The 17,728-nt window shown below is 50.5% G+C and carries 18 protein-coding genes and 4 pseudogenes; 12 read left to right on the forward strand and 10 right to left on the reverse strand.

The features are described from left to right. The 3 genes from ACH0WD_RS24020 to ACH0WD_RS24030 all read right to left on the reverse strand — a co-directional run. A partial coding sequence (locus ACH0WD_RS24020; protein WP_001568368.1) for an IS1 family transposase occupies nucleotides 1–72 on the reverse strand: 72 nt, incomplete at its 3' end. 74 nt (nucleotides 73–146) lie between these two features. Continuing rightward, nucleotides 147–428 carry a type II toxin-antitoxin system RelE/ParE family toxin gene (locus ACH0WD_RS24025; protein WP_000220560.1) on the reverse strand — a complete coding sequence of 94 codons (282 nt, stop codon included), beginning with the start codon at nucleotides 426–428 and terminating at the stop codon, nucleotides 147–149. Next, nucleotides 418–669 carry a type II toxin-antitoxin system Phd/YefM family antitoxin gene (locus tag ACH0WD_RS24030; protein ID WP_000121743.1) on the reverse strand — a complete coding sequence of 84 codons (252 nt, stop codon included), beginning with the start codon at nucleotides 667–669 and terminating at the stop codon, nucleotides 418–420. The genes ACH0WD_RS24025 and ACH0WD_RS24030 overlap by 11 nt, the downstream gene beginning before the upstream one ends. Nucleotides 670–1,902: 1,233 nt before the next feature. On the opposite strand from ACH0WD_RS24030, the gene ACH0WD_RS24035 reads away from it, so the two are divergent. The 3 genes and pseudogenes from ACH0WD_RS24035 to ddp1 all read left to right on the forward strand — a co-directional run bounded on the left by ACH0WD_RS24035 (nucleotide 1,903) and on the right by ddp1 (nucleotide 3,718). Then, on the forward strand, nucleotides 1,903–2,739 hold the full coding sequence (locus tag ACH0WD_RS24035) for a replication initiation protein (protein ID WP_001050931.1): 837 nt from the start codon (nucleotides 1,903–1,905) through the stop codon (nucleotides 2,737–2,739). A gap of 39 nt (nucleotides 2,740–2,778) precedes the next feature. Continuing rightward, nucleotides 2,779–3,225, forward strand: a pseudogene (locus tag ACH0WD_RS24040) (hypothetical protein). Between the two features lie 67 nt (nucleotides 3,226–3,292). Beyond that, on the forward strand, nucleotides 3,293–3,718 hold the full coding sequence (gene ddp1 / locus ACH0WD_RS24045; protein WP_000202942.1) for a DNA distortion polypeptide 3: 426 nt from the start codon (nucleotides 3,293–3,295) through the stop codon (nucleotides 3,716–3,718). Here the strand turns inward: ddp1 and ACH0WD_RS24050 are convergent. From ACH0WD_RS24050 to ACH0WD_RS24060, 3 genes are all read right to left on the reverse strand, one after another. Further along, nucleotides 3,715–4,692, reverse strand: a complete 978-nt coding sequence (locus ACH0WD_RS24050; protein ID WP_024245156.1) for a DUF6685 family protein — start codon at nucleotides 4,690–4,692, stop codon at nucleotides 3,715–3,717. The two genes, ddp1 and ACH0WD_RS24050, sit on opposite strands and share 4 nt — an antisense overlap. 24 nt (nucleotides 4,693–4,716) lie before the next feature. After that, nucleotides 4,717–4,998 (reverse strand): hypothetical protein, encoded by a 282-nt coding sequence (locus ACH0WD_RS24055; RefSeq protein WP_001185482.1) that lies wholly within the window; start codon nucleotides 4,996–4,998, stop codon nucleotides 4,717–4,719. Nucleotides 4,999–5,095: 97 nt separating this feature from the next. Further along, on the reverse strand, nucleotides 5,096–5,758 hold the full coding sequence (locus tag ACH0WD_RS24060) for a division plane positioning ATPase MipZ (protein WP_000516402.1): 663 nt from the start codon (nucleotides 5,756–5,758) through the stop codon (nucleotides 5,096–5,098). Between the two features lie 380 nt (nucleotides 5,759–6,138). On the opposite strand from ACH0WD_RS24060, the gene ACH0WD_RS24065 reads away from it, so the two are divergent. Next, nucleotides 6,139–6,777: a recombinase family protein gene (locus ACH0WD_RS24065; RefSeq protein ID WP_024245155.1), complete on the forward strand. Its 639-nt coding sequence runs from the start codon at nucleotides 6,139–6,141 to the stop codon at nucleotides 6,775–6,777. 98 nt (nucleotides 6,778–6,875) lie between these two features. Here ACH0WD_RS24065 and ACH0WD_RS24070 read toward each other — a convergent pair. Further along, a pseudogene (locus ACH0WD_RS24070) lies at nucleotides 6,876–8,627 on the reverse strand (Tn3-like element TnAs1 family transposase); the annotation flags it as partial. Nucleotides 8,628–8,630: 3 nt separating this feature from the next. Between ACH0WD_RS24070 and ACH0WD_RS24075 the strand changes: the two are divergent. Together ACH0WD_RS24075 and ACH0WD_RS24080 are read left to right on the forward strand one after the other, a co-directional pair. Next, the gene (locus tag ACH0WD_RS24075; RefSeq protein ID WP_001351729.1) at nucleotides 8,631–9,023 is read left to right on the forward strand and encodes a cysteine hydrolase family protein; all 393 of its coding nucleotides are present in this window, start codon (nucleotides 8,631–8,633) and stop codon (nucleotides 9,021–9,023) included. Nucleotides 9,024–9,160: 137 nt separating this feature from the next. Beyond that, entirely contained in the window at nucleotides 9,161–10,045 is an 885-nt protein-coding gene (locus tag ACH0WD_RS24080; RefSeq protein ID WP_000058717.1) for a DMT family transporter, read from the forward strand. A gap of 31 nt (nucleotides 10,046–10,076) precedes the next feature. Here ACH0WD_RS24080 and tet(A) read toward each other — a convergent pair whose 3' ends face one another. Continuing rightward, nucleotides 10,077–11,276: a tetracycline efflux MFS transporter Tet(A) gene (tet(A), locus tag ACH0WD_RS24085; protein ID WP_001493765.1), complete on the reverse strand. Its 1,200-nt coding sequence runs from the start codon at nucleotides 11,274–11,276 to the stop codon at nucleotides 10,077–10,079. Between the two features lie 105 nt (nucleotides 11,277–11,381). Here tet(A) and tetR(A) point away from each other — a divergent pair, with 105 nt between their 5' ends. Further along, nucleotides 11,382–12,032 (forward strand): tetracycline resistance transcriptional repressor TetR(A), encoded by a 651-nt coding sequence (tetR(A), locus tag ACH0WD_RS24090; RefSeq protein ID WP_001493764.1) that lies wholly within the window; start codon nucleotides 11,382–11,384, stop codon nucleotides 12,030–12,032. 31 nt (nucleotides 12,033–12,063) lie between these two features. Here tetR(A) and ACH0WD_RS24095 read toward each other — a convergent pair whose 3' ends face one another. Then, on the reverse strand, nucleotides 12,064–12,306 hold the full coding sequence (locus ACH0WD_RS24095; protein WP_000844627.1) for a transposase: 243 nt from the start codon (nucleotides 12,304–12,306) through the stop codon (nucleotides 12,064–12,066). Between the two features lie 162 nt (nucleotides 12,307–12,468). Between ACH0WD_RS24095 and ACH0WD_RS24100 the strand changes: the two genes are divergently transcribed. From ACH0WD_RS24100 to ACH0WD_RS24115, 4 genes and pseudogenes are all read left to right on the forward strand, one after another. Beyond that, nucleotides 12,469–13,014, forward strand: a complete 546-nt coding sequence (locus ACH0WD_RS24100) for a plasmid pRiA4b ORF-3 family protein (RefSeq protein WP_001493763.1) — start codon at nucleotides 12,469–12,471, stop codon at nucleotides 13,012–13,014. 136 nt (nucleotides 13,015–13,150) lie between these two features. Further along, nucleotides 13,151–13,723 carry a recombinase family protein gene (locus ACH0WD_RS24105; protein WP_001493762.1) on the forward strand — a complete coding sequence of 191 codons (573 nt, stop codon included), beginning with the start codon at nucleotides 13,151–13,153 and terminating at the stop codon, nucleotides 13,721–13,723. A 36-nt stretch (nucleotides 13,724–13,759) separates the two neighbouring features. Continuing rightward, the gene (locus ACH0WD_RS24110) at nucleotides 13,760–15,151 is read left to right on the forward strand and encodes an ISKra4-like element ISKpn19 family transposase (protein WP_001493761.1); all 1,392 of its coding nucleotides are present in this window, start codon (nucleotides 13,760–13,762) and stop codon (nucleotides 15,149–15,151) included. Nucleotides 15,152–15,183: 32 nt separating this feature from the next. After that, nucleotides 15,184–15,612: pseudogene (locus tag ACH0WD_RS24115) on the forward strand (recombinase family protein); the annotation flags it as partial. A 318-nt stretch (nucleotides 15,613–15,930) separates the two neighbouring features. Here ACH0WD_RS24115 and ACH0WD_RS24120 read toward each other — a convergent pair. Beyond that, on the reverse strand, nucleotides 15,931–16,587 hold the full coding sequence (locus ACH0WD_RS24120; protein ID WP_001516695.1) for a quinolone resistance pentapeptide repeat protein QnrS1: 657 nt from the start codon (nucleotides 16,585–16,587) through the stop codon (nucleotides 15,931–15,933). 394 nt (nucleotides 16,588–16,981) lie between these two features. On the opposite strand from ACH0WD_RS24120, the pseudogene ACH0WD_RS24125 reads away from it, so the two are divergent. Beyond that, a pseudogene (locus ACH0WD_RS24125) lies at nucleotides 16,982–17,598 on the forward strand (transposase); the annotation flags it as partial. Between the last annotated feature and the right edge of the window lie 130 nt (nucleotides 17,599–17,728).

Here is a 17,728-nt window from a genome sequence, read left to right on the forward strand (position 1 = left end):
GGTGCTTTTGCCGTTACGCACCACCCCGTCAGTAGCTGAACAGGAGGGACAGCTGATAGAAACAGAAGCCACTGGAGCACCTCAAAAACACCATCATACACTAAATCAGTAAGTTGGCAGCATCACCAATCATTTGATGATTAATCTTAGCGCAAATCTGCGATCTGATAGACTTCGCTGCTTTCCCTTCTTCCAACGGCAATAACGAGTAAAACGACTTTCTCATCAATGACTTGGTATACAAGTCTGTAGCCAGATGCACGAAGTTTGATTTTATAGCGATCAGCATGACCATGTAACCGGGCTGCGGGTACGCGTGGATTTTCCAGCCGTTCTGCCAGTTTCTTTTTGAATTGTTCACGGATGGTGTGGCCGAGTTTCTGCCATTCCTTCAGTGCTCTACGGTCAAAAGCCAGTTCATAGGTCATCCAGGTTAACCTTCACAATTTCCGGGTTTTTCATGCGCTCATCAGCAACAGCGTTTAACTCAGCATCTTCAGCGAGTTCCCGATAGTAGGCGTAAAGTTTTGGTGGAACGCAATAGAACGCCGGTTCGTTTCGGTTCAGGATCGCAACAGCGTCCCCTTCACCTTCAGCTACGGTTCCCATAGGATTTTTTTTCAGGTCAGTAATACTGGCCGCTGTAGTTGTCAGAATTTGATAGCTCATAAGCCCTCCGCTTGTCTCATTGGCATAATAGCATCTTTAAAAGCACTCTTAAAAGTGCTTATGTTGAGAAAAACATCAGAACAGGTGAGATATGGCTCTTTCCGACATCGCCTTAAAACGCTCTGTAACGCGTTCTGAGCGTTTTTTCCCGTTTCGTTGTAGTCAGCTACGGTTTAACGGTTTTTAACGCCGCTCAACGCTTTTTAGCGGCCTTGTTGCTGTGATCTGTTGCCATGATCCGGATAGGAGTTCAATCTTGATCAAAATTTCCTCAAGGCAACGACTGTTTTGTAAATACCCTCTAAAACGCGCTGTATCGCATTCTGAGCGATTTTTTCGATTTCGCATGGTTTCACCATGGTTGTATCGAACGAAGCGGCAGAAAGCGATTCAGGGCTTCTCAGTGAAAGATCCAAAAAGGATCAATCAACGGATCGTATGAGCTGAACTCTTCTGGTTTTGAGAAAGGAGACACCGCTCGCCGCAGCCGAACGACCGAGTGTAGCGAGTTAGTGAGCGAGGAAGCGGAATAGCACAGGGATTACATTAGGCACTTACGCACAGTGGTTAAAAAATGAGCATATTGTTTTTATGTGTGGTTGTCTTGGTTCAGAGTGATCTGTCCTCCGGGTTTACGCAAAGTTATCCACAGGCGCTGTGAATTTTTTGTTTTGAGCAGAGTTATCCACAGATTTTTTGTGTTTTTTTGCTTATTAAACTTCTTGTTTTTAAGATCTTAAATGTAGATCGGTAGATCTACTTTAAGATCTTTAACTTACTTTAACTTATTCTGCAAACATTGTGCCAGCTTTTTTATCAATAATTTCATTAAGATAGGTGTTGTTTTTTGTCGCCTCAAAATGAAAGGTGGATGGGTACGCACTGAAAGGTGGATGGGTACGCACTGTAATTTTCATGAAAGGTGGATGGCTGCGCACTGAAAGGTGGATGGGTACGCACTGAAAGGTGGATGGGTACGCATTTTTCTGTTTTTATTCAGATATTCGTATCTTTGTATCTTCATTTCTTTAGTTCTTTATAGTGCTCTAATTTAACGTATGACGTTAAAAGGTGGATACCTGCGCATTTCTATCATATTGAATATAAATGATAAAAATTCTTTCATGTGATCCGTGTTTTGGTGGAAATACATAAGGTGGATAAACCACTTTACATATTTCCGCCTTTGTGGTTATGATTTCACCATCAGAACTTAAAAACCACAGGTAATGTATGAACTTACTGAGCGTTACAAAGAAAACAAAAATTCGCCACAGAAATGAAATTAACAGCACATTCTCATCGTTGCCTTTGTCTGCCAGAAGAATTTTGTTTATGGCTATGGCGCAGATTGATTCACGTGAAGAGTTATCTGAGGGGGCAACCTTTCGTATTACGGCTCGGGAATATGCATTTATCGCTGATATTGATGTAACAGGTGCTTACCGGCAGTTGAAAGAGGGGGCAGAAGAACTTCAGGCCAGTGTTATTCGCATTCCTCGAAATCAACTTCTCACACCTCAGGGCAATCAAAGCTCTGGACATACGAAGAAGAGAGGTAAATTACCTTCTGATGCAGTCAGGCTTATGAACCTGACTGCGTTTTGTGATTATGTTGAAAGTGAAGGATATATTGATATTGCTTTTTCACATGTCATTGAGCCATATATCACGATGTTAAAGGATTCTTACACTACTCAGGTTTTGATATCGTCTGTAAGACTCGCTGATCAAAATTCAAATATGCTTTATCAGTTTATCAGGAAACAATACAGCAGTGGTAAAAAGACATTTTTCGACATTGAAGTAGATGTATTAAAGGATGAACTTGAATTATTCAGAATAGATAATGGCGAAAAAGTTTACCTTTATCAGAATTTTAAGGATTTTAATAAGGTTTTTCTGCAAAAAAATATTGAAAAAATAAATCAATATACAGAGATTAATCATCTCGAAGTTAAAATCGTTGAGAGAGTCGCAAGAAGAGCATCAAAGCTAAGGTTTTCTTATAAAATAGATAAAGAAAGTGAGGGCTTAGATATCAGAATACCATACGGTTTCAGAGGATAATTGCATAAACTTCGTTTTGAGATCGAAATGAGGTAGCTCATGGCTAAAATCTATCAATTCCCTCAGGGGGAAGAACGTGCTAAATTCAGGAAAGAAATTGCCAGGGAGCGTAAGAAACGTTTTGCAGTGAAAACAGGGAGCACTTTTGTTAAGTGGCTTGGCTGAGGATGGTTTTATCTTCGTCTTCTTGTCGCGAGTGTTTTACATTTTATCTTTGTTTTTGTGTTAGCCATTCTTGGTGCGTTTAAATGGGCTGTATTCTGGCTGGGTGGTATTTTGTGTGTCATCACTTGGTATCATCTCGATCACCAGTTATGGACGCCACAAAATCTGACTATACCGGTGATTACGGCAACCTGGATTTTGGGACTGCTGGCTGAGCCTCTGATGGAGCTGCTCAACAAAACTATGCCTTGGCACAAGTTACTTGTTCCCGAACCTGCGGACGAAAGCACCGAGAACAGTAGCGAGATAAGCCAGCAATGATGCTACTCAGCAGTTATGCCAGTCCCTGCCTTTTCACTGCGATGCAGGATAGGGCAAACGCCGCAAAATGACGTCTCTGACGCCATTCTGCAACGTTTGCCCGGTGACCTACAGTCGGTTCTTGTCGGAGAATTTTATGGAATATCAGGTGAGAGAGTTTATTAACGAAAAATATACTAAGGCTGTTAATATTTTAAAGGATAACCTTAAAGAAAACTACCATGTTTTTTATGGTGTGAGATTAATTGAGATTCTTTTTCCAGCCAGTGAGTATGGCACTGATGCTTTCTTTAAAGAGTTTGAATTAATTAACAGTGTAATACTTCCATTGGTAATCTTTGATTTAACACAACGCAAGCCAATGATGATTATCAGCTTCGATAAGATACTTGATGCCAGTTTGTTGGAAGGAACAAATATTGTGGTTCTTGAATGTATTACCCTCGCTGATCTTCTGACAAATGATAACATTGATTTTTTATATAAAAGCTAAGAATCTCCTTTCAGTTTAAATTTTCTGCTTGGGTCGCCAAGTGTTATTGAGTCTACTTCATGTGAGTAATGAAGTGTATGATAATGTGCTGGATTTTTCAGATAATCAGGGAGTGATATTATTTTTCCGCAGCTAATTGCAGAATGAAACCAGTTGCGGAATGTCTCGCTATTTGTTTTTAATGCATCTTTTGGAATAAATACTAATTTTATGTTGGAAACGTAATTAACAGGTTTAAGTATGGTATGTCTGTTTTGTCCAAAGTCTTTTAAAGCATCTGTAAACTCGTATTCAGATGTATAAATTCTAGTTTCTTTATTAAGGGTTTTGATCTGGAATATGAATGAATAGTAATTCTTATCAAGTATTTCAACAGTGCCTGGGTCTATACTCAGTTGTTTAATAACAGCTTCTCTTTTATACTCTAACCCGTCTCTGACTGATTGATATACAACCATTGCTGCATGATGTGAGCCACCACTGTTTGAAGCTACATATCGGTCAAACCAAGAATAATATTTAACATTAATAGGGGGGCGTGGGGGGAAACCTTCATGCTCAATGTGCCATATATTATCTTTCCAGTCTAAAATATTTTCAGCTTTCAGATTTTCGGCAGGATACATCCCCTCTCCCCAAGAATAAAGATCTTTGAACCAACTACCATTTATTACCTTGCTCCATCCACAACCGAAACTTTTCGAGTCAGTCAGAGATTGTATTTTGTTAAAATCGAAGTCCAGAGAGTGTTTCTTATCTGTAGTTATTAAGTTGCTCAGAATTTCAGCCAGATCCTTGTCAATATATCTCAGTGAGTATTCGCTAAATATATTTTCAAGCTGCAATATGGTGTCTGCATCTGCTGTAGGTTTAAATAACTTAATATCAGCAAGATTTTTAAACGTTGCTGTGGTCAGTTTATGGTGATCTGTCAACCTGTAGAGGTCACAGATCAATTCGGTTAAATATCTCATAGATTTTCATCCATGCTTCTATGGTTAGAATTTTGCAGACTCAAGCAACCAGTGATTCTTTATGTTTTCATCCTGGCTGTTGTACATCGCCAGCGCCGCTTTGAGAACGGTTGTTTTGCTCTGCCCTGTTCTGATAGCTTCAGCTTCCAGTATGTCCTCAAAATGGGCTGAAAGTCTGAAGTTCATCAACTTTGGTTTACCCACTACAGGCGCTCTGGTAGCGCCGGAGATAAAACGCGCGGTTTCTGCGTTTGTTGCTGGTTGCTGAGATTCATCGATGTTCGGACGGTTTAGTTTTAAAGCCATGACAATTTCCCCTTGTACGGTATGCATTAATAGTAAATATCATACTATCTTTATATTATCTTTACAATGTAAAGATTTATAGATGGTATTGATATTACTATAAAATTCCAATTTCCTGCGCCACTAGTTCAATCTGTGCTTTCGCTGTTGAAAGGCTTGATGCCCGGCTAACGTCATGTACCCCTGCCCCTTCATTACAGGCGCTTTCATACACATCCAGCTCGGATATCCGGGTTTTAAGAGGTTGAATCCAGATGTTGTCCGAACGCAGTAATTTATCCAGATCAATGGCCGCTTTTCTGTGGCGGGGTTTCGCTGAGTTGATTCTGGTGAACAGCACCCACGGTTCCAGGGCTGCGTTAGCTTTCTGAGCGGTGCGGATTTTCTCTGTAACACTGGTCAGAGTTTCGCTTTCGAAATCAGAGGACGGCTTAACCAGTGTTACCACGATATCTGATACTGTCAGGGCGCTACGGAACTCCTGGCTGTCGTGGCCGGGGCAATCGACAATGAGGACTTCACACAGCTTACTAAGTCGCTTAATTTCATTGCTGACGTTTCCGTAAGCTGCGTGAACCGGGATAGTGAGTAAGCCGTTATCTGTCCGCTTTTCGTTCCAGCTCAACAGATCGTGGTTTTTATCTGTCTTGAGGATAATTACCGACTTACCTTTATTGACCAGCATTGAGCCTGTGTTAGCCACGTAGGTGCTTTTGCCTACACCACCCTTATCTGATACGACAAGCAAGATTTTACCCATTTCAGAATTCCTCTCTTTATGACGTAAAGATTATGTAAAGACTTTCTTATCTTTACATTGTGTGTTGTTCGTAAAGATTATTTTGTCTTTACAGTGTCTTTATATTACACATGATTTACCATGTAAAGCACAAATAAAGATAAGCTTGTATTTATGTTATCTTTATTGTGTAAAGATTTGTGTGTATTTATAGTGGCTTTACGTGGTAAATCTGATACCGTCTTTACATCATCTTTATGTTGTAAATTTCTGTGTGACATTGTCACTTTATGGTCGGAGGTCTGTTTTCTGGTTCTTTTTGAGTATGCCTTTTAAATACCACCCATAACGGGTACTGTATAGTTATGCTTTAACTACCTAAATCGAACTGGTTCTACACTGTGACTCAAACTGTACCGAAAGGCTTTGTCCGGGCTTATTTACGCGCCTCTACATCTGAACAAGATGCTTCTCGCGCTCTGGCTGCGATTGATAGTTTTGCCGAGGAACGTGGGCTGAACATTTGCAATTACTACATTGAGAATGAATCTGGTTCGAGGCTTGACCGGCCTGAATTATTCAGGTTGCTCAAAGACTGCCGGCACAACGATATTCTCTTAATTGAGGATGTAGATCGGCTCTCACGTCTGACTGGCGAAGACTGGAACAGCTTGAAAAAATTGATTAGGCAGAAAGATATACGAGTGATGGCCATCAACGTTCCGACAACATGGATAGCTTCAGGAAGCCATGATTTTGATAGCCGCATGTTTGCTGCAATTAACGATATGTTGCTCGACATGCTGGCTGCTGTGGCACGTCGTGACTATGAACAACGCCGGGAACGTCAAAGACAGGGGATTAGTAAAGCTCAAAAAGAGGGAAGGTATAAGGGGCGACAGGCCAATAAGGAGCGATACGATGCCATCAATCGGTTGCTCGATAGCGGTAGTTCCTGGAGTCAGGTACAGAAAATTATGGCCTGTAGTCGAGGGACAATTAGTAGTGCTGTAAAATCGAGGAAGTTGAACGCCATTTAAGCTAGTAGTTACAACACTCAATAGAATTTAAGCCGACTCTGCTTGGCTTGCGAGTGTGGCTAATAGGGGAGCCCGCAGAATTCGGAAAAAATCGTACGCTAAGGTTTTCCGGGCATCCGTAAGGGCCGAAACTTCCCGTCTTCCAGTCTGCGGCTCTGCCGCCAGACGTAATCGCCGGTTAGGTTGATGTGCTCCCAGCCCAGCGGCGACAGGAATTGCAGCAGCTCGCCGTCCACCGGCTTGCCGGCCTCGACCAACCCCTGGGTGGCGCGTTCCAGGTACACCGTGTTCCACAGCACGATAGCCGCCGTCACCAGGTTGAGGCCGCTGGCCCGGTAGCGCTGCTGCTCGAAGCTCCGATCCCTGATTTCCCCAAGGCGGTTGAAGAACACCGCCCTGGCCAGCGAGTTGCGCGCCTCACCTTTGTTCAGGCCGGCATGCACGCGGCGGCGCAGTTCAACACTTTGCAGCCAGTCCAGGATGAACAGCGTGCGCTCGATCCGGCCCAGCTCGCGCAGGGCCACGGCCAGTCCGTTCTGGCGCGGGTAGCTGCCGAGCTTGCGCAGCATCAGCGAGGCGGTGACGGTGCCCTGCTTGATCGAGCTGGCCAGGCGCAGGATGTCGTCCCAGTGGGCACGCACGTGCTTGATGTTCAGGGTGCCGCCGATCAGCGGGCGCAACGTCGGGTAGGCTTGCACGCCCTGCGGCACGTACAGCTTGGTTTCGCCGAGGTCGCGGATGCGCGGCGCGAAGCGGAAGCCTAGCAGGTGCATCAGGGCAAAGACGTGATCGGTGAAGCCGGCCGTGTCGGTGTAGTGCTCCTCGATCCGCAGGTCGGACTCGTGGTACAGCAGGCCGTCGAGCACATAGGTGGAATCGCGGACGCCGACATTCACCACGCGGGTGCTGAACGGCGCGTACTGGTCGGAGATATGGGTATAGAACAGCCGTCCCGGCTCGCTACCGTACTTCGGGTTGACGTGCCCGGTGCTCTCGCCCCGGCCACCCGCGCGGAAGCGCTGGCCATCGGAGGATGAGGTCGTGCCGTCGCCCCAGTGGGCGGCAAAGGCGTGGCGATACTGGTGGTTGACCAGCTCGGCCAAGGCCGCCGAATAGGTTTCGTCGCGGATGTGCCAGGCTTGCAGCCAGGACAGCTTGGCGTAGGTCAGGCCGGGGCTCGACTCGGCCATCTTGGTCAGCCCGAGGTTGATCGCATCACCGAGGATTGCGGACAGCAGCAACGTCCTGTCTTTGGCCTCGGCCCCGTCCTTCAAGTGGGTGAAGTGGCGGCTGAAGCCCGTCCAGTCGTCCACGTCCATCAGCAGTTCGGTGATCTTGATGCGCGGCAGTAACTGGCTGGTTTGGTCGATCAGCGCCTGCGCCCGATCCGGCACCGCCGCATCCAGCGGGGTGATTTTCAGCCCTGACTCGGTGAGGATGGCATCGGGCAGCTCGTTGTCCTTGGCCAGGCGGGTGACGGTGGCCAACTGCTCGTCCAGCAGCTGCAAACGCTCTTCCAGGTACTGGTCGCTGTTCGGGTTGATCGCCAGGGGCAGGGCCTGCTCGCGCTTGAGTGCGGCGAACTTCTCGGCCGGCAGCAGGTAGTCGTCGAAGTCGCGGAACTGCCGCGAGCCCTTGACCCAGATGTCGCCGGAGCGCAGGGCGTTCTTCAGCTCGGACAGGGCGCAGATTTCGTAGAATTTCCGGTCGAGGCCTTCCGGGGTGATCACCAGCGGCTTCCAGCGCGGCTTGATGAAGGCCGTGGGTGCATCGGCCGGCACCTTGCGCAGGTTGTCGGCGTTCATCTCACGCAGGGTCTGCACGGCTGCCAGCACGCCTTGCGCGGCCGGCCCGTGCTGTTCCCCAACTTTTCGCTCGGCGAAGAGTATGAACATGCGCCGCCGGCGACGAATCGCCAAATCTCACCGTATCTCCCGAGCGGACGATTTCGCACCGGTCTGCCCGTCGAAGGGCTTGCGATCGAACGGGGCGACCTTTTCTATGCATGTCCGCGAGCCAGCGTCTTTTATGGCACGGCGCTCGACGCCGACCTTCGGACGCGCGGCGTAAGCACGCTTGTCATGGCCGGGATAAGCACCACCGGCGTTGTTCTTTCAAGCGTCGCCTGGGCTAGTGATGCGGACTACGACGTGCGTTTGGTCCAGGACTGCTGCTACGACCCGGATCGGGATGCCCACGAAGCTCTGTTGCGTTCCGGGTTCGGCGGACGTGTACAGGTCGTGTAATTTTCGGGCCTCGCATGATCGCGGCCATAGCCGCAGGTGGATTGGTGCGAGGCAGGGCCAGTCCAAGTCAGGGTGCGGTCATCGCGGCGCCTGCAACTCTCAAAAACCCATCGCCGTAGCGGAGGTCTTGTAATCGCATGTCATTACGCACGCCCGATTTATTGTTCACAGCGATAGCACCTGCCATTTGGGGCAGCACCTACATTGTCACCACCCAATACCTGCCGAACTTCTCACCGATGACGGTCGCGATGCTGCGGGCGTTGCCGGCGGGTTTATTGCTCGTGATGATCGTCCGACAGATTCCAACGGGAATCTGGTGGATGCGCATCTTCATCCTCGGCGCACTTAATATTTCGCTATTCTGGAGCTTGTTGTTTATTTCGGTCTACCGCCTGCCGGGCGGGGTCGCGGCGACGGTAGGCGCTGTGCAGCCGCTGATGGTCGTGTTCATCTCTGCCGCTCTGCTAGGTAGCCCGATACGATTGATGGCGGTCCTGGGGGCTATTTGCGGAACTGCGGGCGTGGCGCTGTTGGTGTTGACACCAAACGCAGCGCTAGATCCTGTCGGCGTCGCAGCGGGCCTGGCGGGGGCGGTTTCCATGGCGTTCGGAACCGTGCTGACCCGCAAGTGGCAACCTCCCGTGCCTCTGCTCACCTTTACCGCCTGGCAACTGGCGGCCGGAGGACTTCTGCTCGTTCCAGTAGCTTTAGTGTTTGATCCGCCAATCCCGATGCCTACAGGAACCAATGTTCTCGGCCTGGCGTGGCTCGGCCTGATCGGAGCGGGTTTAACCTACTTCCTTTGGTTCCGGGGGATCTCGCGACTCGAACCTACAGTTGTTTCCTTACTGGGCTTTCTCAGCCCGGGGACCGCCGTGTTGCTAGGATGGTTGTTCTTGGATCAGACGCTGAGTGCGCTTCAAATCATCGGCGTCCTGCTCGTGATCGGGAGTATCTGGCTGGGCCAACGTTCCAACCGCACTCCTAGGGCGCGTATAGCTTGCCGGAAGTCGCCTTGACCCGCATGGCATAGGCCTATCGTTTCCACGATCAGCGATCGGCTCGTTGCCCTGCGCCGCTCCAAAGCCCGCGACGCAGCGCCGGCAGGCAGAGCAAGTAGAGGGCAGCGCCTGCAATCCATGCCCACCCGTTCCACGTTGTTATAGAAGCCGCATAGATCGCCGTGAAGAGGAGGGGTCCGACGATCGAGGTCAGGCTGGTGAGCGCCGCCAGTGAGCCTTGCAGCTGCCCCTGACGTTCCTCATCCACCTGCCTGGACAACATTGCTTGCAGCGCCGGCATTCCGATGCCACCCGAAGCAAGCAGGACCATGATCGGGAACGCCATCCATCCCCGTGTCGCGAAGGCAAGCAGGATGTAGCCTGTGCCGTCGGCAATCATTCCGAGCATGAGTGCCCGCCTTTCGCCGAGCCGGGCGGCTACAGGGCCGGTGATCATTGCCTGGGCGAGTGAATGCAGAATGCCAAATGCGGCAAGCGAAATGCCGATCGTGGTCGCGTCCCAGTGAAAGCGATCCTCGCCGAAAATGACCCAAAGCGCGGCCGGCACCTGTCCGACAAGTTGCATGATGAAGAAGACCGCCATCAGGGCGGCGACGACGGTCATGCCCCGGGCCCACCGGAACGAAGCGAGCGGGTTGAGAGCCTCCCGGCGTAACGGCCGGCGTTCGCCTTTGTGCGACTCCGGCAAAAGGAAACAGCCCGTCAGGAAATTGAGGCCGTTCAAGGCTGCCGCGGCGAAGAACGGAGCGTGGGGGGAGAAACCGCCCATCAGCCCACCGAGCACAGGTCCCGCGACCATCCCGAACCCGAAACAGGCGCTCATGAAGCCGAAGTGCCGCGCGCGCTCATCGCCATCAGTGATATCGGCAATATAAGCGCCGGCTACCGCCCCAGTCGCCCCGGTGATGCCGGCCACGATCCGCCCGATATAGAGAACCCAAAGGAAAGGCGTCGTCGCCATGATGGCGTAGTCGACAGCAGCGCCGGCCAGCGAGACGAGCAAGACCGGCCGCCGCCCGAAACGATCCGACAGCGCGCCCAGCACAGGTGCGCAGGCAAATTGCATCAACGCATACAGCGCCAGCAGAATGCCATAGTGGGCGGTGACGTCGTTCGAGTGAACCAGATCGCGCAGGAGGCCCGGCAGCACCGGCATAATCAGGCCGATGCCGACAGCGTCGAGCGCGACAGTGCTCAGAATTACGATCAGGGGTCTGTTGGGTTTCACGTCTGGCCTCCGGACCAGCCTCCGCTGGTCCGATTGAACGCGCGGATTCTTTATCACTGATAAGTTGGTGGACATATTATGTTTATCAGTGATAAAGTGTCAAGCATGACAAAGTTGCAGCCGAATACAGTGATCCGTGCCGCCCTGGACCTGTTGAACGAGGTCGGCGTAGACGGTCTGACGACACGCAAACTGGCGGAACGGTTGGGGGTTCAGCAGCCGGCGCTTTACTGGCACTTCAGGAACAAGCGGGCGCTGCTCGACGCACTGGCCGAAGCCATGCTGGCGGAGAATCATACGCATTCGGTGCCGAGAGCCGACGACGACTGGCGCTCATTTCTGATCGGGAATGCCCGCAGCTTCAGGCAGGCGCTGCTCGCCTACCGCGATGGCGCGCGCATCCATGCCGGCACGCGACCGGGCGCACCGCAGATGGAAACGGCCGACGCGCAGCTTCGCTTCCTCTGCGAGGCGGGTTTTTCGGCCGGGGACGCCGTCAATGCGCTGATGACAATCAGCTACTTCACTGTTGGGGCCGTGCTTGAGGAGCAGGCCGGCGACAGCGATGCCGGCGAGCGCGGCGGCACCGTTGAACAGGCTCCGCTCTCGCCGCTGTTGCGGGCCGCGATAGACGCCTTCGACGAAGCCGATCCGGACGCAGCGTTCGAGCAGGGACTCGCGGTGATTGTCGATGGATTGGCGAAAAGGAGGCTCGTTGTCAGGAACGTTGAAGGACCGAGAAAGGGTGACGATTGATCAGGACCGCTGCCGGAGCGCAACCCACTCACTACAGCAGAGCCATGTAGACAACATCCCCTCCCCCTTTCCACCGCGTCAGACGCCCGTAGCAGCCCGCTACGGGCTTTTTCATGCCCTGCCCTAGCGTCCAAGCCTCACGGCCGCGCTCGGCCTCTCTGGCGGCCTTCTGGCGCTCCTGCTGCGGCGTCCGCTCGTGGGCCGTGGCGCGGGTCCGCGCGCCGGCCTCGTGCGCCTGGCGCTCGCGGGCGAGGTCCAGGGCGGCCGTCTTCACGTTCTGCCTTGCGCAGATGAGATAGGAGAGCATGAAAAACCTCGGGGCAGCCATCGAATGATGCCATCTACAGGGGTTAAAATAACCACCATCATTTCATAACAATACCTGCTGACTATGAAGATCTACGTCATCAAAATAGCAGTTCATGGAGTCAGTCCGATGGTCTGGCGTCGGCTGAGAATTGCTGCCGACACGTCACTGGCCGCGCTTCACTTCATTTTCCAGATAGTGCAGGGCTGGGGGGACGACCATCTCCATCAATTTCACATTTATGGCAAAGATTACGGTATCTCCTACGAAGGAGGCATCGGTTTTGTCGATAATCCGTTCCGGGTCGTGATTGATGATTTTGCTTTTGATGCTGGCGATCGCTTTACCTATGAATACAATTTCTTTGAGCACTGGCTTCATGACATTCGTGTTGAGGCCATTTATGAAAACTCTACGCTGAAAGCGCCGTTTTGTATAAGCGGCCATGGTATGCCCGGAGCCACAGCTGCGGATGAGTTCGATAAAACCCTGGCGTTTCTTGAAGCTATCGTTAATGCGGATGATGAAACAACGGTCGGCGAGATCCGCCCTTTTGCTGACGACCTGGATGCTGTCAGGTTCAACCGCCACAAAATCAACCGGCAACTGAGCAGGCTCGACCTTGCATCTCCGGTACTGGAGCCTGAAGTTATCTGGCTGGGCCGTCGTCGCTGACTGATGTCTATAAAGGTATACGTTTTCAGCATGCCTCTCAGATCCCCGAAAAAATGTCTATAAACCTCCCTAAATCAGTGTTTATGGATTATTCTTTAAATCTCTATGATGTTTAAAGACCTTCCGGAGGTTTTGCGTGCAATATGCCTACATCAGGGTAAGCTCGGCCGATCAGAATACGGCCCGTCAGGAAGAGGCATTGTCAAAGGCGGGTTTTCAGCCTGATAAAATTTGTGTTGAGCATGCCAGCGCGAAGGACACAAACCGCCCGGGGTTACAGGAACTCCTGGGGCAATTACGCCCTGGTGATACGCTTCTGGTTCATTCCATCGATCGCCTTTGCCGGAATATGTCGGATATGTGCGCTGTCACCACCCGGCTTCGTGACCAGGGCGTTACCCTTATTTTTCTGAAAGAGCAGCTGACGTTCAGCGCCGGCACAAACAATCCGATGCAGGAACTGCAGCTGCACATGATGTCGGCATTCAGCCAGTTTGAACGAGCCTTACTGAAGGAAAGGCAGGCCGACGGCATCGCCGCGAAAAAAGCACGGGGTGAAAAAACAGGGCGCCCCGGCGCCGATATCAAAAAGATCCAGGAAATTGACGCACTCAGAAGCAGAGGGGTCAGGCTCAGGATCGCCTGCGACCATGCGGGCCTTGGCGTTTCCACATATTATAAGCTTCGTCACCAGATGAACAACCAGTAGCCGGGAGATAGTCATCCACCACAGCAGGAGGCAATGATGCAACTGACGCTCCAGATAGTCATCACCGATGAATCAGGCTCCAGTCGAACGGAGGAACTGATGACAATCCAGAAATCAGGGGAGACCCGGAACGACATCGGATTATCGGTGTCAGAATCCAAGCTGTTGCTGAATACGGTCCAGCAGTCGGTGGTCCAGCTGCAGGCAGACGAATATACTCAACACCATATCCGGTGCCCTCACTGCCTTGCTGCGCGCAGAATCAAAGGCAAACAGAAAATACGGTACCGGACGCTGTTTGGCGTTATTCCGGTATCCGGGCTTCGGGTGTACCGGTGCCGTTGTGAAGAGAGTGATACAAAGACAGTCAGTTTGCTCAGCGACTGGGCCGGCGATTATTCTCACCCGGCACTGAAATATATTGAAACCCGCTGGGCCTCGATGATCTCCTATGAAATGACGACTCGTCTGCTGAAAGATATTCTGCCGGTGGGCCACAGCCTGAATGCCTCAACGGTGAGGAATCATTTATGCCAGGTGGCGCAGCGTCTTGACGCTGAGGCTGAAGCTCATTCAGGTTTTCTTTCCGGCTGCCCCCGCGACTGGGGGAACCTGCCCAGGCCAGGAAAACCGCTTGTGGTGGGTATAGATGGTGGTTATGTTCGCGATCGGGATGACAAAAAGCGTAATTTTGAAATTATTGCCGGGAAGTCTTTTTCCGTTGGTGCGCCTGCTGACACCCGCCGCTTCGGTTTTGTTCAGAAGGATGACTGTCATCCGGAACGCAGGCTCATGACCCACCTTTCAGCGCAGGGAATGCAGGCCAACCAGCAGATATTTTTTCTGTCCGACGGCGCGGATAATCTCAGGGACCTCCAGTTCGGTATGTACCCTGAGTCAACGCATGTGCTGGACTGGTTTCATATCACCATGAGGCTGAAGGTGCTCATGCAATATGCCCGGGGACTGCTGGTATCAGATCCAGAGGCGGGGAGTAAAGTTCTGGCACTGCTGGAAAGCATTAAACGATATCTCTGGCATGGCAATGTTGTCGCTGCGCTGGAACATATTGATAATTGCGTTATGTATTGCGATGACCCTGAACTCAGCTATCCTAGCCTGAAATCCCTGCAAAAACATCTGGATGAAATGTATACCTACATCCGGAATAATAAGATGATGATCCCAAACTACGGCGAAATGCGTCGGTACGGAGAGCCGGTATCAACCGCGTTTGTGGAATCCACGATCAATGAAGTGATCGCCAGACGAATGGCCAAAAAGCAGCAGATGCAGTGGAGCAGAAAAGGGGCTCATTATTTGTTACAGACCCGGACCGCCGTTTTGAATAACGAACTGCAGGATAAATTTGTCTGCTGGTATCCGGGTTTTCAAAGTGACGGGAAGGGACCAGCGATGGCAGCATAGCTCACGCTGCCCCAATATTTTTTATGCTCTCGGTCGTATGGAAGCTGGACCGCCTCGGTCGTGATCTTCGTCATCTCATTAATACAGTGCACGACCTGACCGCGAGGGGGACCGGTCTGAAAGTGCTGACCGGTCACGGGGCGACTATCGACACAACAACGGCCGCTGGCAAGCTTGTCTTCGGTATCTTTGCCGCACTGGCGGAGTTTGAGCGCGAACTGATTGCTGAAAGAACGACTGCAGGTCTGGCATCAGCAAGAGCCCGTGGGCGGAACGGCGGCCGACCTTATAAAATGACGCCAGTCAAACTGCGACTGGCAATGGCATCAATGGGACAATCAGAAACAAAGGTCAGTACGCTATGCCAGGAACTTGGGATAACCCGGCAAACTTTGTACAGGCATATTTCCCCTGTTGGTCAACTGCGGGCGGACGGGATCAAGCTGCTCAACCGTGGATAATTTGAACGGACGGAAAAATCTGGGGTTCCGGCGTAGTACCCCTATCACCTCCACATTTTTGCAACAGTGCCTTATAAATGGCAGCCTTATGTTTACTTGCCAAGATGGGCTACCATATGATGTTTTATACTGAGCAATATTAATATTATCTTTAATGGAAAAATTAAGCCCACTAAGTGACCCACTGCTATATGGCTCTATTGTGAAGACGCCTGAGGGTAAAAATTTATACATGGTTGTCCCTATGTCTATTATTGCAAGGTTGACAATATTATTCGTTTTATAAATTTGAGCGTTTAAAATCACACATCAAAGCAATTAGTCAGGATAAACAACAATACCCAGTGCTTCGAGAATCAGTTCTTGCTGCCAGGCTGCAATTTTGATACCTGATGTATCGACTTTGCGGGGATCTAAACCGTCGAGTTCGGCGTGGCATAAATTGGCACCCTGTAGGCTAAATTGCCCCCAGACATCTTCGGAAAAAACACCTCGACTTAAGTCTGACTCTTTCAGTGATGCACCCGCTAGGTTCGTTCCTATCCAGCGATTTTCAAACAACTCACATTTTTCTAAACAAACCCTCTCCATATTGGCATAGGAAAGATTACATCCAGAAATAAATGCTGAGCAAAAGTACATACGATTACTCACTTGATGGGCAAAGTTTGTTCGGGAAAAGTTGGCACCTTTTAAATCACACGCACGGAACTCTATACCGTAGCAATTGGCATTACTGAAGTTTGCCATCGCAAGTTGGCATTGTTGGAAACTTGCATCACGAAGATCTGCGACATCAAAGTGGCAGCCTTCGATATCACCCTGTTCAATGAACTTGCAGTTGACGAATGTCGTATCACGCAAGTTAGCACGTCGAAAGTCGCTGCGAATGAATGTGCAAGCGGTGAAGGTGAGATCACTTAAGTCTTTATGTGAAAAGTTGTGGTGCCGATATGTATGATTGTAGGTTTCCATGAGTACTCCTTGTTGAAAGGAGGGCTAGACTACCATTATACATATGCCAAGACATTAAAATAAAAGCCTGTTACATCAACACATTACAACCCCTCAATTTACCTGTTTTAAGTGGTCAAATTGGCGCGTAGAGCGCCTATCGCTCTTGCATTGGCACGCGGCCCTGTTGAAAAAAGTTATTCGCTTTAGATAGGGTTAGGAGAGCCGTGCTTCGCCGGTAAAAAATCGGACTATCCGACGCAGGGCGGACTCATCGGCGGAGAAGCAAACTTTGACTATATCTCCCTACACTTGGAAGAGGGCTAGACTGGCCCCATAGATCACCAGACACTTCGACTCTCTTAAAATAAGAGGTAGTCTTGGAACTATGTTTAATACCAGTCAGAACGATAAGATGGTTGAAGTGTTATCAGGACCTGAGCGGCGTCGGCGTCGTACACCGCAGGAAAAAATTGCCATTATTCAGCAGACTATGGAGCCCGGTATGACCGTGTCTCATGTCGCGCGCCTGCATGGCATCAATGCAAACCAGATATTCAAATGGCGCAAGCAATATTAAGACGGTTCACTGACGGCTGTTGCATCGGGCGAGGAAGTGGTGCCGGCCTCCGAACTCGCTGCCGCCAATAAGCAAATTCGCGAACTCCAGCGCCTTCTGGGCAAAAAGACGATGGAAGCCGAGATACTCAAAGAGGCCGTGGAGTTCGGCCGGGCAAAAAAATGGATTGCGCATGCGCCCTCGTTGCCTGGGAACGACGAATAAGCGACGTTTGCAGAAGTCTTAGCGTGTCGCGTGCGCAGTTGAGCATTCGGGTTCACCGGCCATCTGACTGACAGGATCGCAGACGGCAGCCCCGTTCTGACGATACCACCGTATTGTCCCGGATAAACATGGCGGTGGCTGACCTGCCGACGTATGGTTATCGCCGTGTGTGGGCGCTGCTGCGACGGGAGTCGGAGCGGGACGGCCTGCCTGTGGTTAATGCAAAGCGGGTGTATCGCATTATGAGAACGGGCACTGTTGCAAATAGTCGGTGGTGATAAACTTATCATCCCCTTTTGCTGATGGAGCTGCACATGAACCCATTCAAAGGCCGGCATTTTCAGCGTGACATCATTCTGTGGGCCGTACGCTGGTACT

This window comes from Salmonella sp. 2020_1395 (assembly GCF_043848115.1).
GTDB lineage: Bacteria > Pseudomonadota > Gammaproteobacteria > Enterobacterales > Enterobacteriaceae > Salmonella > Salmonella enterica.